Origin of the sequence: Veillonella sp. oral taxon 780 str. F0422 (assembly GCF_000221605.1) — a bacterium.
In the GTDB taxonomy this organism is placed as follows: domain Bacteria; phylum Bacillota; class Negativicutes; order Veillonellales; family Veillonellaceae; genus F0422.
The window spans coordinates 21,061-35,828 of the sequence record NZ_AFUJ01000074.1 but is presented as its reverse complement, the minus strand read 5'-3'; the positions used below and the strand labels follow the sequence as shown (position 1 = coordinate 35,828).

At 38.2% G+C, this 14,768-nt stretch carries 14 protein-coding genes and 2 pseudogenes; all 16 read left to right on the top strand.

The genetic code is table 11. The features are described from left to right. The coding region (rsmH, locus tag HMPREF9200_RS07930) for a 16S rRNA (cytosine(1402)-N(4))-methyltransferase RsmH (protein ID WP_038145243.1) at nt 1-513 on the top strand (513 nt) is incomplete at its 5' end. Nucleotides 514-528: 15 nt separating this feature from the next. Next, nucleotides 529-936 carry a cell division protein FtsL gene (locus tag HMPREF9200_RS08205; RefSeq protein WP_009354187.1) on the top strand — a complete coding sequence of 136 codons (408 nt, stop codon included), beginning with the start codon at nt 529-531 and terminating at the stop codon, nt 934-936. A gap of 48 nt (nt 937-984) precedes the next feature. Then, on the top strand, nt 985-2,469 hold the full coding sequence (locus HMPREF9200_RS07920; RefSeq protein WP_009354178.1) for a UDP-N-acetylmuramoyl-L-alanyl-D-glutamate--2,6-diaminopimelate ligase: 1,485 nt from the start codon (nt 985-987) through the stop codon (nt 2,467-2,469). A gap of 1 nt (nt 2,470) precedes the next feature. Then, the gene (murF, locus tag HMPREF9200_RS07915) at nt 2,471-3,835 is read left to right on the top strand and encodes a UDP-N-acetylmuramoyl-tripeptide--D-alanyl-D-alanine ligase (RefSeq protein ID WP_009354194.1); all 1,365 of its coding nucleotides are present in this window, start codon (nt 2,471-2,473) and stop codon (nt 3,833-3,835) included. A 23-nt stretch (nt 3,836-3,858) separates the two neighbouring features. Beyond that, nucleotides 3,859-4,817, top strand: a pseudogene (gene mraY / locus HMPREF9200_RS07910) (phospho-N-acetylmuramoyl-pentapeptide-transferase). A gap of 61 nt (nt 4,818-4,878) precedes the next feature. After that, the gene (gene murD / locus HMPREF9200_RS07905; protein WP_009354195.1) at nt 4,879-6,231 is read left to right on the top strand and encodes a UDP-N-acetylmuramoyl-L-alanine--D-glutamate ligase; all 1,353 of its coding nucleotides are present in this window, start codon (nt 4,879-4,881) and stop codon (nt 6,229-6,231) included. 10 nt (nt 6,232-6,241) lie between these two features. Next, complete coding sequence (gene murG, locus HMPREF9200_RS07900; RefSeq protein ID WP_009354205.1) at nt 6,242-7,348, top strand: undecaprenyldiphospho-muramoylpentapeptide beta-N-acetylglucosaminyltransferase; 1,107 nt, start codon at nt 6,242-6,244, stop codon at nt 7,346-7,348. Between the two features lie 14 nt (nt 7,349-7,362). Next, nucleotides 7,363-8,730: pseudogene (gene murC / locus HMPREF9200_RS08485) on the top strand (UDP-N-acetylmuramate--L-alanine ligase); the annotation flags it as partial. A 6-nt stretch (nt 8,731-8,736) separates the two neighbouring features. After that, entirely contained in the window at nt 8,737-9,669 is a 933-nt protein-coding gene (locus HMPREF9200_RS08480) for a D-alanine--D-alanine ligase (protein ID WP_083818436.1), read from the top strand. A gap of 8 nt (nt 9,670-9,677) precedes the next feature. Beyond that, nucleotides 9,678-10,442 (top strand): cell division protein FtsQ/DivIB, encoded by a 765-nt coding sequence (locus HMPREF9200_RS07890; protein ID WP_009354200.1) that lies wholly within the window; start codon nt 9,678-9,680, stop codon nt 10,440-10,442. A 122-nt stretch (nt 10,443-10,564) separates the two neighbouring features. Then, complete coding sequence (locus HMPREF9200_RS07885) at nt 10,565-11,245, top strand: DUF881 domain-containing protein (protein ID WP_009354188.1); 681 nt, start codon at nt 10,565-10,567, stop codon at nt 11,243-11,245. After that, on the top strand, nt 11,245-11,592 hold the full coding sequence (locus tag HMPREF9200_RS07880) for a small basic family protein (RefSeq protein WP_009354202.1): 348 nt from the start codon (nt 11,245-11,247) through the stop codon (nt 11,590-11,592). Before HMPREF9200_RS07885 ends, HMPREF9200_RS07880 begins: the two co-directional genes overlap by 1 nt. Nucleotides 11,593-11,705: 113 nt before the next feature. Then, entirely contained in the window at nt 11,706-12,758 is a 1,053-nt protein-coding gene (gene ftsZ / locus HMPREF9200_RS07875; protein ID WP_009354184.1) for a cell division protein FtsZ, read from the top strand. A 23-nt stretch (nt 12,759-12,781) separates the two neighbouring features. After that, a complete protein-coding gene (locus tag HMPREF9200_RS07870) occupies nt 12,782-13,357 on the top strand; it encodes an outer membrane beta-barrel protein (RefSeq protein ID WP_009354179.1) in 576 nt (191 codons plus the stop codon). A gap of 257 nt (nt 13,358-13,614) precedes the next feature. Then, a complete protein-coding gene (locus HMPREF9200_RS07865) occupies nt 13,615-14,223 on the top strand; it encodes a hypothetical protein (RefSeq protein WP_009354180.1) in 609 nt (202 codons plus the stop codon). Next, nucleotides 14,210-14,740 (top strand): biotin transporter BioY, encoded by a 531-nt coding sequence (locus tag HMPREF9200_RS07860; RefSeq protein WP_009354182.1) that lies wholly within the window; start codon nt 14,210-14,212, stop codon nt 14,738-14,740. Before HMPREF9200_RS07865 ends, HMPREF9200_RS07860 begins: the two co-directional genes overlap by 14 nt. Nucleotides 14,741-14,768 lie beyond the last annotated feature (28 nt).

Sequence of the window (14,768 nt, the reverse complement as noted above, 5' to 3'; positions counted from 1 at the left end):
AATACCTATTCGAGTGATGACTTGTATCGCATTATCTGGGACTATGGGGAAGAGCGTTGGGCGAAACGAATTGTTCAATTTATTGTGGAAGCTAGAGAAGAATCGCCTATAGTGACTACATTTCAGCTGGTGGATATCATCAAACGTGCCATACCTGCAAAGGCTAGACAAGATGGTCCGCATCCAGCAAAACGAACCTTTCAAGCACTTCGTATCGAAGTGAATCAGGAACTTCAAATTTTGCATGATGCTTTTGTAGATGCTACATCCATGCTGAAGCCTGATGGAAGAATAGCTGTGATTACATTCCACTCTCTAGAGGATAGAATCACCAAACAAACTTTTAAAGAATTATCTCAAGGTTGCACATGTCCACCTAATTTACCAGTCTGTGTATGTCATCATGTGCCAACAGTGAAAGCTAAGAATAAGGCTGTAGAGCCAAGCAAAGAAGAAGTAGGAGTAAATCCACGGTCCCGTAGTGCCAAGTTAAGGGTAGCCGTAAAATTATAGTTAGGAGGAATATTTATGTTAGTGCGAAAGGCCGCGTATTGGGAACAATCAGCGCCCTATGTTGAACCAGTCAGAAGAAAGAAATCCAATGCCCCTGACTTTATTATGGATCTTACGCCAGATATGCGACACTGTTTGGCTACAGTTCTTATGGGAATTGTATTCGGTATGATTTGTTTGCTATTAACTGGTGTCACAGAAAATACAAGAAAAGAAACTGTCAATCTACAAGATCAAATAGTTTTAGAAAATCGCACTAATTATGAGTATAATCTAGTATTAGCAGAGTTAAAATCTCCTACACGCATTCAAAAGATTGCACAACAAAAACTTGGCATGGTATTACCAGATAATTTCGTTTACACTAGCAAGAATACAGTGGAAGAACGTAATGTTACGATGAAAAAGGATATTAGAGAATAATGAAGGCAGTCCTTTTGGGCTGCTTTCACTTTGATTGGAGGAATGCAGATGAAGCGCGTGGAAGAAATAGTAAAAATTGTATCTCCTAAGAAGGTAGAAGGACCTGTAACATCTGTAGTAAGTCATATTACTGCGGATTCCAGAACAGTGCAAGAAGGAAGTTTATTTATATGTTTAGTAGGTGCTACTGTCGATGGTCATAGCTTTGTGAATAAGGCTATAGAGGATGGGGCTGTGGCGATTATTGCATCAAAACCAGTCATAGTACCAGATAATGTAACCGTTCTATACGTAGACGATACGCGTCAAGCTTTGCAAGATGCTGTTCCATTCTTCTATGATTATCCAGCTTCTAAAATGCGAATGATTGGTGTAACCGGAACGAATGGTAAAACTACAACTACACATATTATTGGACATATGCTACGATCCCAAGGTTATACAGTGGGGATTATTGGTACAGTTCATATTTTGATTGATGATCAATCCTATCCAATTCATAATACAACTCCAGATGTAGCGGATTTACAGCAAATTTTACAGCAAATGGTGGATGCTGGTGTGACACATTGTATTATGGAAGTATCTTCTCATGCGCTAGCATTAGGTCGTACGGCGGGGGTAGAGTACGATACAGCTGTATTTACTAATTTAACTCAAGATCATTTGGATTTTCATAAGACATTCGATAATTATTTAGCAGCAAAATCTAAGCTATTTAAACAAGTAAGTGCATCCTATCAGATGAAAGAAGGTAAAGGTGCTGTTATAAATGTAGATGATGATTATGGTCAAGCTATTGTAGATGTGACTACAGCACCTATGATTACGTATAGTACAGAAGGTAAAGGTACTATGAATGCCTCTGAGTTAGCTATTACTGCTAAATCTTCTAAGTTCAACTTGTCCTATGATGGAAAAAACTATTCAATTTCCACAAAAATTGCTGGTATGTTCAATGTGTATAATACCTTGGCTGCCGTAGGAGCGGCTTTATATGAAGGATTGACGATGGAGGAGATTGTAAGTGCTTTAACTACTTTTACAGCCGTGCCAGGACGTTTTGAGCTCATTGAAGAAGGACAAGATTTTGCAGTGGTTGTTGATTATGCACATACACCAGATGGACTAGAAAACATTTTACAAACAGCGAAGAAAATTGTTGATAACCGTATTTTAGTTGTTTTTGGTTGCGGTGGTGATCGAGATGCTACGAAACGTCCAATCATGGGGCGTATTGCAGCACAGTTTGGAGATCGAGTGTTTGTGACTTCCGATAACCCACGTACAGAAGATCCTATACAAATTGTAGAAGATGTAGAAGTAGGGGTGAAAGAAGGATTACATGATGCTGTGACTTATGAAGTGATTGTAGACCGCCGTGAAGCTATTCATAAAGCAATCGGAGAGGCGACTACTGGAGATGTAGTTATTATTGCTGGTAAAGGTCACGAAGATTATCAAATTTTAAAAGATGAAACGATTCATTTTGATGATCGTGAAGTGGCAAGAGAAGCCTTGAAGGAGAAATAATATGGCACAATTTACAGTGCAGGAAGTTCTAGAGGCAACACAAGGGTTCTATGCAGGAACAAGTACTTGTTCCTTTGCTGATGTATCAACTGATACCCGTACAATTGGAAAAAATGGATTATTTGTTGCTTTGGAAGGAATGACATTTGATGGTCATGACTTCTTAACAGTTGCCAAAGAACGTGGTGCTACAGGTGCTGTAGTAAAACGAGGAAAAACGATAGAGGGCTTAGTCTGTATTGAAGTAGAAGATACACTACAGGCGTATCAGCAGTTAGCAACCTATCATCGTAGACGCTTTCCTATCCCTATTATTGGAATCACTGGTTCCTCTGGGAAAACAACAACAAAAGAAATGATTAGTGCTGTATTGGAAAAAGCTTTTACAGTATTAAAAACAGAGAAAAATTATAATAATGAAATTGGTGTTCCAAAGATGTTATTGCAATTGACGGAAGATCATGATGTATGCGTTCTTGAAATGGGGATGCGTGGGCTTGGTCAAATTGCTGAATTAGCGGAGATTGCAGAACCTACAATAGGAGTTATTACTAATGTAGGTACTAGCCATATTGAACTATTAGGTTCTCAAGAAAATATTGGAAAAGCTAAGCAAGAATTGATAGAAGCATTACCGAGTACTGGGGCGGCTGTATTGAATCATGATGATTCTTTTGTATTGCCTATGGAACAGGTAACGGATGCAAAGGTTATGACCTATGGTATGCAAGAGGGTTCTCACGTACAAGGGACTCAATTAGAATATACATCAAAAGGCATTAATTTTACTGTTCGTGATACTTCCGGTGAATGGAAAGTATTTTTGCCAATGATTGGTATTCACAATGTATATGATGCATTATCCGCTATTGCAGTTGGCACGATTTTAGGTGTACCAAAAGCTGAAATTGTGGAAGCTTTTAAAGAATTTCCAGGAATTCCAATGCGTCAAGAAATTGTAGCATTTCCAACCTTCACAGTTCTGAATGATGCGTATAATGCAAACCCAAATAGTATGGCAGAATCCATTCGTGCCATGAGTCAATTACAAGGAGCTCGTAAAATAGCTATGCTAGGAGATATGTTAGAATTGGGAGACCATTCTAAACTAGCTCATGAAGAGATTGGTAAACTTCTTGGAGAAGAGCACTATGATATGGTATTTACTTTTGGTGATATGATGAAAACCACTGCTTCTATAGCTAAACAAGTGGGTGTTCCTTATGTGTATGTAGGGAAAAGTCATCTTGATATTGCCAATGCCTATTATGATGTAAAACGAGATGGCGATGTGATTCTAGTGAAAGGATCTCGTGGTCTTAAAATGGAACGTATTATAGAAGATTTTAAAGAACGACATGAATAAGTAAGGAGACATGTGACATGAATATGGACTATGCATTAGCCTTTGGCTTAGCCCTAGTAAGTACATTAGTATTCGGTAAAATAGGGATTCCTCTATTGCAGCGATTGAAAGCACAACAGTCGATTCGTGAAGATGGACCTCAGGCACATTTAGCTAAAGCTGGGACACCAACAATGGGCGGATTATTTATGATGCTAGCTTTAGTCATTACAGTTTGCATAGTACCACCCTATTCTGTAACATTGTGGATGCTATTATTTTTAACCTTAGGCCATGGTGCATTAGGATTTAGTGATGATTTTATCAAAGCTGTCAAACGTCGTAACTTAGGATTAACGGCAAAACAAAAACTTACTAGGTCAAGTCAGTGTTGGCTGTCGTATTTTGTTATATCTCAATCGCCTATGCAGCCTTGCCAACTACTTTGTGGATTCCTTTAGTGGATATCACTGTAGATCTTGGGTATGCCTATTATGCGCTAGCTTTTATTATTATATTGGGAACTACTAATGCTGTTAATTTAACAGATGGCTTAGATGGATTAGCAACTGGTATTTCTGCTATTGCAGGGGCTGCCTTTGCAGTGGTAGGATTATTAGTAGGTTCTTTAAGTGTTACCTTCTTTGGTATTGTCGTAAGTGCAGTTTGCTTAGGATTCTTATATTTCAATGCGAATCCAGCTAAAGTGTTTATGGGTGATACAGGCTCCTTAGCATTAGGTGGTGCTTTTGCAGGGATGGCTATTGCTACAAAAACAGAACTTCTATTAATTGTGATAGGCTTTGTATTTGTAGTAGAAGCATTATCTGTTATTTTACAGGTAGCATCTTTTAAAACTAGAGGGGTTCGTATTTTCCGTATGAGTCCGATTCACCATCACTTTGAATTAGGTGGTTGGAGTGAGCGAAAAGTAGTATATGTATTCTGGGCTGTCTCTTTAGTAATGGCTTTCTTAGGTATAGTACTGTTAAGCATGAAATAATATAGATTACGGCTCTACTAGTAAGGGCCGTTATTCTTGCATATAGGGTTAGGTGGTTAGAATGGATTATTCAGGTTCTCATGTATTGGTATTAGGTGCGGGACTTAGTGGTATTGGTGTAGCCCATACATTGGCTAAATTAGGCGCTACTGTAACGCTTAATGATTATAAAAAAATTGATTTTGATCAGACTGAAAGTCAACGTTTGGCAGAGAGTCATATAGAAGTGATTACAGGGCAACAAGATTTTGTGTTGCTTGATACAGCTACAAGAGTGGTTGTATCACCTGGTATTTCTTTAGAGATACCTATTATTCAAGAGGCGAAAAAAAGAAATATTCCCGTAGTAGGGGAAGTAGAAATTGCTTATGAAGTATCAAAAGCTCCAATTTTAGGCGTCACAGGTACGAATGGTAAAACGACAACGACTTCTTTGTTGGCAGAAGTATTGAAAGAAGCAAAATGGGATGTGTATGTAGGCGGTAATATTGGTTACTCTCTGAGTGAACAAGCCTTGGCAGTACCTGAAACAGGTGTATTAGTAGCAGAACTTTCATCTTACCAATTAGAGAGTATAGATAAGTTTCGCACTAAAGGGGCTATCTTGCTAAATGTGACACCAGACCATTTGTTGCGCCATAAAACCATGGAACGATACCAAGAGGCAAAAGAAAATATTTTCCGTAACCAAGAATTAGGGGACTGGACAGTATTAAACTTTGATTCTCCGATTGTGGCAGATATGGCAAAACGAGTAAAAGGACATGTGTTAGGAATTAGTCAAGAGAGACCTGTCACAGATGGAGCTTATTTTGACAATAATACATGTTATGCAGTGATGCAAGGGAAAGCAGTCCCAATTATCACTACAAAAGATATTCATATCCCAGGATCTCACAATATTGAAAATATTCTGAGTGTTATTGCCTTAACATATGCATTGGGTGTAGCTGTAGAAGATATCCATCAGGCTATTGCAAAATTTCATGGTGTAGCCCATCGTTTGGAACGCATTCGTACCTTGCATGGAGTTACCTATTATAACGATTCTAAAGCAACTAATACGGATTCCACTATTAAAGCCTTAGAATCCTTTACCTCACCTCTTGTGTTGATTGCAGGTGGTAAAGATAAAATGACAGATCTGAAAGAAATGATGGAGTTAGTGAAAACCAATGTAAAAGAGTTAATTCTTATTGGTGAAGCCGCACAACGTTTTGCAGAAGCTGCTGTCAAAGTGGGAGTGCCACACATTCATCGTTGTGAATCCATGGAAGAGACAGTATCCTTAAGTGCTCGTATAGCGGAAGATGGGGATGTAGTATTATTATCTCCAGCTTGTGCAAGTTTTGATTGGTATGCACGATTTGAAGATAGAGGAGATCACTTCCGAAGATTGGTAGAACGATTGTAAGGGGATATACATGAATATCATGATTTCAGGTGGCGGTACTGGAGGACACATTTATCCAGCCCTCACGATTTATAAAACATTAGAAACAATGGTAGATGCTAACTTTCTCTATGTAGGAACTGAAAGAGGCCTTGAGTCCCGCATTGTTCCTAAAGAAGGAATTCCATTTACCACATTGCCGGTGCAAGGTTTACAGCGTACATTATCTTTAGATACATTGGTTACTGCAGGAAAAACGATATCGTCTTTATGGAAAGCGAATCGATTAATTTCTAAGTTTCAACCAGATATTGTGATTGGTACTGGTGGCTATGTATGTGGTCCTCTATTATTAGCAGCTGCTTTGCGTGGAATTCCTACATTAATTCAAGAACAAAATGTAGTGCCAGGTATAACGAATAAAATTTTAAGTCGCTTTGTAGATGTGGTAGCGGTAGGATATGAAGAAGCGACTCCGCATTTTCCGAATGCAAAGCGAGTAGTGTATACAGGGAACCCTGTGCGCCCCAATGTGGTGACTGCGAATCGAGAAGAAGCTAGGGCGTATTTTGGCTTACAAGAAACACAAACAGCTATTTTAGTAGCTGGTGGATCCCGTGGTGCACGGAGTATTAATAAGGCTATGCTAGCTGTCCATGAACATTATAAAGGTAGAGAGGATATTAAAATTATTCATGCTACAGGAACTGATGAATACAGTCGTGTTTGTGAAAGCTTAGGTATACAAGGGGGAGAAGTTTACAGTCCAACATCACATATTGTCCCTTACTTAGACAATATGGATATGGCCATGGCTGCATCAGATATGGCTATTTTCCGGTCAGGAGCAATTGGCTTGGCAGAATTGGCTGTACGTGGTATACCATCTATTTTAATTCCTTATCCTTATGCAGCTGCTGACCATCAAACTTTCAATGCAAAAGCATTTGTAGAGGCAGGTGCTTCTACGATGATAGTGGATAAAGAATTAGATGGTACAAGATTATTACAATCGGTAGATGCTATGCTAGAGGATCAAGAATGTCGCCAACGCATGGCCCAAGCTACATTACAGTTAGGAAAGCCTCAGGCAGCTATAGAAATTGCTACATTGGCTCTATCTATTAAGAAATCATAGGAGGGAGTATCTCTATGTTAGATACCTATCAACGTATACATTTAATCGGCATCGCCGGTTCTGGCATGCGTGCCATTGCGCATGTATTGATTGAAAAAGGATTTATTGTATCTGGTTCCGATATTCAAGAATCTGCGATTACAGAAAAATTTAGACAAGCAGGGGCTACTATTTTTATGGGGCATGATGCTGCACATGTAGAAGGAGTAGATGTGGTCATCCGCTCTACTGCTATCAATGATGATAATCCTGAAATTGTAGGGGCTAGAGAACGAAATATTCCAATTTTACACCGTTCTGATGTGGTGAAAGCAGTGTTAGATGAAACATATGGCATTGCTGTTGCTGGTGCGCATGGTAAGACTACAACTACGTCTATGATTGGGCAAATTTTTATGGAAGCAAACCAAGATCCAACCATCATCATTGGTGGAGAAGTTGATTATTTAAATGGTAGTAGCCATGTAGGTACAGGTAAATATAGTATCGCTGAAGCTGATGAAAGTGATGGGTCTTTCTTGCATTTAAATCCTAAACGCATTGTGATCACGAACATTGAAAATGACCATATGGACCATTATCGAACGGTAGAAAACTTATTACGAGCTTTCACAGAGTTTTCTATGAAGTTACCAGAAGATGGTATTGCTGTGGTATGTGGTGATAATCCTTCGATTCGACGGATTATGCCAGATATTAAACGTCAATGTATTACTTATGGTTTAGGAGCAGGTAACGATTATCGCATTGACAACTTACGTATTGAACAAGGGATTACTACCTTCGAAGTAGTCCATAAAGATGCCGTGTTAGGCACGTTACGATTAGCAGTACCAGGTCAACATAATGCGTTGAATGCACTAGGAGCACTTGTAGTAGCTTTGGGAGAAGGAATCTCCTTTGAAGTAGCTGCTCAAGCCTTGCGTAAATTTATTGGAGCTAAGCGTCGCTTTGAGACAAAAGGGCATGTAAAAGATGTTTGGGTTGTAGATGATTATGCACATCATCCTACAGAAATTGCAGCCACAATTAAAGCGGCAAAATCTTTGGAAGATCATCGTGTTGTGATTTTATTCCAACCGCATCGGTATAGTCGTACAAAGCTGTTGCTGCGTGAATTTGGGACCGCCTTTAAAGAAGCTGACTTAGTTTTCATTACAGATATTTATAGTGCTGGTGAAAAACCTGAGGCGGGGATTGATGGTATGTCCATCCCATTGATGGTTAAAGAATTGACAGGTAAAGAGATTCATTATGTGGCAGATGTAAATGACTTGCCACAAACTGTGTTAGAGTATGTTCAAGCCAATGATTTAGTCATCACTATGGGGGCAGGTAATATTAATCAATTTGGACCTAAATTATTAGCTTTATTGGAGGAAAATAAAGTGAAGGATAAACGTATTATTGTCCTCATGGGAGGACCATCAAAAGAAGCTGATGTATCTAGAAGGACGGCTACGGCTATTGCAGAAGCATTACAAAGCAAAGGGTATGCAGCTACAACATTAGAATGCAATCCTAGTACAGTAGTACAAGATTTACAAAATTTAAATTGTGATGTTGTATTTAATGCGATTCATGGCAAATATGGTGAAGATGGAGCCTTGCAAGGGGCCCTTGAAATGGCAGGTATTCCTTATACAGGCTCCGGTGTTATGGCTCATGCTGTAGGTATGAATAAAAAAATGAGCAAGCATGTATTTTTGGGGGCTCAGATTCCCACAGCAAATTCAAAATCCTATGATAATCAATTAGAATCTGTGGATACAATCCTAGAAGATATTCACGCTAACTTTAAAGTGCCATTTGTGGTCAAAGCAGCTAGTCAAGGTTCTAGTATTGGTGTAGCGATTATTAAGGATGAAGCCACTGTTGATGCAGAAGTAAAACAAGTATTAGACATAGACCATGTCATCGTAGTAGAAGAATTTGTAGATGGTAGAGAATTTACTGTATCTGTATTAGATGGTAAAGCTTTACCAGTGATTGAAATTCGACCACATTCTGGTGAATATGATTATGCTTCTAAATACACAACTGGTGCTACTGATTATTTAGTGCCAGCACCAATTACAAAAGAACAAGCTTTTACTATGCAACGCATTGGTGAAGCTGTATATCAACAAATGCAATGCGCCGGTGTCATTCGTGTGGACATTATGATGAACAGCACAGATGATATGTTTGTACTGGAATATAATACAGTACCGGGTATGACGGCTACATCTTTAGTACCTAAAGCAGCAAAAGCTATAGGAATTGAATTTCCTGAATTGTGCGAACAAATTCTTCATTCAGCTGGTTTGCATAAATTTTAGGAGTAGCTATGAATGTAAATGGATTTCAAGAACAGAGGGGACAAAGAGTGCCTCCATATAGGGAACATCCAACTAGTGAAAGACCAATCCATCCTATAGAAGAGGAAGATAATCCTTGGGAAGTTGTCACTATAGATACACCTGAAGGGCCTAAACGTGTACGACGTAGACGAAAACAAAAACCGACACGAAGATCCAAACCAGCAATTTGGAAAATTGTAGTAGGAGCATTCATTTTAATTGGTATTTTTACATTACCATTACCTATTGGGCAAATTCAGGTTAATGGAACAGAACAATTAACTTCGGAAGATGTGGTAGCTATTGGTGATTTAGGATATCCAGTCAATATTTTGCGCGTACGAACAGGTGCATTAGAAGAACGATTGCAAAAAGATATGAGGGTAGATACTGCGCATGTGTCCTATGCCTTACCGTTGACATTGCAAGTTGATATAAAAGCTCGTAAAGCCGTAGTTGTAGTACCATCACAATTTGGATTTGTAGCATTGGATAGACAGGGGATGGTTATTGCTAGTAGCCCTAATATTCCAGATACCACAGTTCCTATTATTTCAGGCGTTCGTTTAGGAAATGCATTATTAGGTGATACTATAGAAGCAGAGGGTATTCGAGTAGCTATTGCATATATGGAAGCATTCACTGAGGATAAGCGCAAACAAATTGGTGAAATTAATGTAGGGGATGCTGAAAAATTATTGCCTATACAGTTGATGGGTTGCCAATTCATATTGGTGATCAAAACAATTTAGAAGAAAAAGCAAAAATAACGACAGATATGCTAGTAGATATTGCGCAGCGCCATGTCAATGCTGAATATATTGATGTTAATATTAAAACCCCTTTTATTAAAACACAATAAAGGAGCATAAAGTTGAAACAAGGGCGAATAGCCATAGCTGCAGTGAGTATGATTGTAGGAGTTATGCTTGTTACGCAGTATAAAATGACACAAACCATTGCAGAAGGCAATGTAAACTTGCAAAGAAGTGGAGAATTAGCCTTAAAGATTAATTCACTTCAAGAAGAACGAGCAGGTCTAAGAAAGCAAATTGCTACTATGAAAGAAGAAGGAAGTTTAGAGGGAATTAAAGAAGAAAATAGAGTATTATCTCTTAGGGCTTCCTTAGTCGATGTAGAAGGCCCCGGAGTTGTCTTAACAATAACGGATAGTAAGACTCCCGTTAAAGATGGAGAGAACCCAAATTTATATTTAATTCATGATGAAGATATGTTGCGTATTGTAAATGAATTAAGAGCAGCTGGTGCAGAGGCAATTTCTATTAATGATCAACGGCTAATAGGAACATCAGAAATACGTTGTTCTGGTCCTACGATTACCGTGAATGGAAAGATTTTTGCTCCTCCTTTTATTATAAAAGCTATTGGTGATACTAAAACATTGCACTCCTCTTTGACCATGCGCGGTGGGGTGGTGGAGTCTCTCAAATATTGGGGGATTGAAGTAAAAATTCAAGATGAAGCTCATATAATAGTCCCTGCTTATGATGGAACAATGAAACAAAATTACATCAAAGTGAAGGGAGGACAATAATGGTATATGTATGGATTCTAGGGGGCTTAGTCTTAGGGGTTGCTATCGGAATCATAAGCCCTTTTGATGTGCCTGTATCGTATGCAAAATATACTTCTGTCGCCCTATTAGCAGCATTAGACTCTGTTTTTGGCGGCACTAGAGCAGCTATTGAAAGAACTTTTCAATTATCTATTTTTATTACGGGGTTCTTTTCTAATTCCTTACTAGCTGCGGTCTTAGTATTCTTAGGCAATGCAGTGGGTATAGACTTATACTATGTAGCATTGATTTCATTTGGGTTGCGACTGTTTCAAAATACGGCAGCTATACGTAGATTATTATTAACAAAACGACTACATACATAGAAAAAATAAAGTCATTTCTTGACTTTCATTGAAAAAATATAAAATATATTGTAAAATAAAAGCAAATTATAATGATAAGATAGACTAGTAATATAATGTCATAGTAACAATATATGAAATATATCTCTAGTAAAGAGGAGGATCATTCGATGTCAGAGTTCGCAAAAATTAAAGTAATTGGTGTTGGTGGCGGCGGTGGAAATGCCGTATCTCGCATGATCGGTAGTGACTTGGAAAATGTTGATTTCTTAGTAGCTAATACTGAAACACAAGCCTTAGATGGTACAAATGTACCTATTCGCATTCAAATTGGTGAAAAAGCTACTAAAGGTCTTGGTGCGGGTGCTAACCCAGAAGTAGGCCGTGAAGCTGCAGAAGAAAGTCGTGAAGATATTTTAAAAGCATTGCAAGGTGCTGATATGGTATTCGTAACTGCTGGTATGGGTGGTGGCACTGGTACTGGTGCAGCTCCAGTAGTAGCAGAATGTGCACGTGAAGCTGGTGCACTGACAGTAGGTGTTGTAACAAAACCATTTGGCTTTGAAGGTAAAAAACGTAAAGAACAAGCTGAACGTGGTATTGAAGCATTAACTGGTAAAGTTGATACAATTATTACAATTCCAAATGACCGTTTATTGGGTATTATTGACCGTAAAACTTCCTTAAAAGATGCTTTCTTAACAGCTGATGAAGTATTGCGTCAAGGTATCAAAGGTATTTCTGACTTAATTACAAAGCCAGGTTTAATCAACCTTGACTTTGCTGACGTAAAAACTATCATGACAAACCAAGGTGAAGCATTGATGGGTATCGGTGTAGGTGAAGGTGAAAACCGTGCTGTAGATGCTGCTAAACAAGCAATCAATAGCCCATTATTGGAAACTTCCATTGACGGTGCAAAAGGAATCTTGTTAAATATTACTGGTAGTGAAGAGTTAAGCTTATTTGAAATCAATGAAGCAGCAGAAATTATTTCTGAAGCAGCGGACCCAGAAGCAAATATTATCTTCGGTTCTGTTATTGATGAAAACGTAGGGGACAAAGTGTTTATCACTGTTGTTGCTACAGGTTTTGGTGACCAAGGTTCTACTAATGGCTTTGCTCGTAAAAGCCCATTTGGAGCTACAGGTAACTCTCCAGAAGTACCAGCTTTCATGAAACGATAAAATTCTCATATAAGGAGGATATTATGAAAAAAGTTTTAGTAGCCACAGCGGTATTAGCCGCATTTAGTGCCTCTGCATTTGCAGCTGCTGTGCCTGTAACTAATATTAATGTAGGCGAAACAAAAGTAGCCGCAGAGTATTCTTTGTCTAAAAAAACAGCACAAGATACAAAACGTAAAGATGGTTTTGGTGTGTCAGCACAACAAGGGCTATCTGATACATTAGCTGCACAATATTCTTTTAATAAAGTTCGTCGTACAGGCGCAGATATCAAAGATCATCAATTGGCAGGTGCTTATGCAGTACATCCTAATGTGAACGTCTACGGTGCTGGTACATACGTAGATATGGGACCTAAACAAAGTGGTTTTGGATACCAAGCAGGTGTAATTGGACATACTCAATTAGCTGATAAAATTGAAGGTTTTGCTAAAATCGGTTTCGGAAATGATATCAAAGGAACCTATCAATTAGGCGCTTCTTATGGATTGCGTCCAGATGTTGATTTAAATGTATATTATCAATATGATAAATACAGTATGAATCAAAACAAAACAGATGTAAAAGGCTTGCATGCAGGTGTAGGTTATTCTTTCTAATTGAAAAGAGTGATATCTGTTGAAAAATAGTAGATAATATATTAGGACTGTAATACATGGTAGTTTACTTTGTATTGCAGTCCTTTTAATTTATTTATGTGATAAATGTGAACAGTTAATCAGTATATGTTAACAAATAATTTGAAAAATAGGTTGACTATATTGAACTTGATTAATTATAATAAAGGTGTAACAGAATGTAAGAATCATGTAAGCTTGTAAGATCCAGTATACCCATATCATGGGGAGGAGGCACTATGCATACACTATGTAAGGGCTTGACAAGTGTAAGGGAAATTCCTAATACCGTGATTGTACGTAATGTACAATATAAACGAACTACAAGATCACCACAGTTACAAATTAACTATACCCCAAGAAAGCAAGAACATATAGTGACTGTTTGTAATTCAAAAGGCACTTTAGTGTCCACGATGTTAGAACGGTTTGACTCCGAAAGGAGCCACCATGATGAAGTTTCATTGGGGGAAATGCCAAAGGTTTGGCCAGGTGAATTAAAAGATAGAACAAGAACAAAATTCGTGTTTACACCTGAATCTATACTTGAGTTTGTTGAGGCTATTCAAGATGATAATTCCATCTATCGGGAAGAGGTACCAGTAGTACCTGAATTAATGGTTTTATCACATATGGCACATCATGTGTTAGATGAAGCAATGTTACTTCAATTAGATATTACGTTTTCTGCACCATTTTATGGTGGAGATGTTATTTCTGTAGAAAAGCTTATAATCCATTCAGAGAAGCATACGCAAATTGGTGAGTGCGAACTAGTTGGAACTCATGGTGGGCGTGCACACTGCAAATGGATTTATGAAGAGGAGTTAATGAATGTTACAGACTAGAGATTTGACAAAAATGGCTTTGTTAGTGGCATTAGCCTGTGTAATGGCACAATTATCGGTTCCGAACCCCATGGGTGTGGGAATGATTTCCTTAATTACCATTGCATTATGTTTGATTGGTTTGATATTGCCACCAAAGCAGGCATTTTTGACTTTATTAGTCTATGTATTATTAGGAGCAGTTGGATTACCTGTATTTACTGGATTTACTGGTGGTATGGGAAAAATACTAGGTCCTACAGGTGGGTTTATTTTGATTTGGCCTATTGCCTATACTGCGGTTAGTTGCTTAAAGGGAACAGAAAAAAGTTTTCTTAGATATGCTGTAGTAGCTACAGTAGTAAGTATTGTGATTACTTATGTAGCGGCAGTGCCGTACTTCATGTCTGTTGCAAATATACCATTCACTGCTGATGGATTACAAAAAGCCTTAGGAATTTTGTTCTATCCATTTATTATTGGTGATATTGTAAAAGCAATTCTATCTGCCTGGATTGCTACGAAAATTAAATTCTAGTTATCTAAGTAGAATAGCGATCAAATCC

What these genes read in the sequence shown, in the direction of transcription:
- HMPREF9200_RS08205 (WP_009354187.1), top strand. Translation starts at nt 529, where the DNA reads ATGTTAGTGCGAAAGGCCGCGTATTGGGAACAATCAGCGCCCTATGTT.
- HMPREF9200_RS07920 (WP_009354178.1), top strand. Translation starts at nt 985, where the DNA reads ATGAAGCGCGTGGAAGAAATAGTAAAAATTGTATCTCCTAAGAAGGTA.
- murF (WP_009354194.1), top strand. Translation starts at nt 2,471, where the DNA reads ATGGCACAATTTACAGTGCAGGAAGTTCTAGAGGCAACACAAGGGTTC.
- murD (WP_009354195.1), top strand. Translation starts at nt 4,879, where the DNA reads ATGGATTATTCAGGTTCTCATGTATTGGTATTAGGTGCGGGACTTAGT.
- murG (WP_009354205.1), top strand. Translation starts at nt 6,242, where the DNA reads ATGAATATCATGATTTCAGGTGGCGGTACTGGAGGACACATTTATCCA.
- HMPREF9200_RS07890 (WP_009354200.1), top strand. Translation starts at nt 9,678, where the DNA reads ATGAATGTAAATGGATTTCAAGAACAGAGGGGACAAAGAGTGCCTCCA.
- HMPREF9200_RS07880 (WP_009354202.1), top strand. Translation starts at nt 11,245, where the DNA reads ATGGTATATGTATGGATTCTAGGGGGCTTAGTCTTAGGGGTTGCTATC.
- ftsZ (WP_009354184.1), top strand. Translation starts at nt 11,706, where the DNA reads ATGAAATATATCTCTAGTAAAGAGGAGGATCATTCGATGTCAGAGTTC.
- HMPREF9200_RS07870 (WP_009354179.1), top strand. Translation starts at nt 12,782, where the DNA reads ATGAAAAAAGTTTTAGTAGCCACAGCGGTATTAGCCGCATTTAGTGCC.
- HMPREF9200_RS07865 (WP_009354180.1), top strand. Translation starts at nt 13,615, where the DNA reads ATGCATACACTATGTAAGGGCTTGACAAGTGTAAGGGAAATTCCTAAT.
- HMPREF9200_RS07860 (WP_009354182.1), top strand. Translation starts at nt 14,210, where the DNA reads ATGTTACAGACTAGAGATTTGACAAAAATGGCTTTGTTAGTGGCATTA.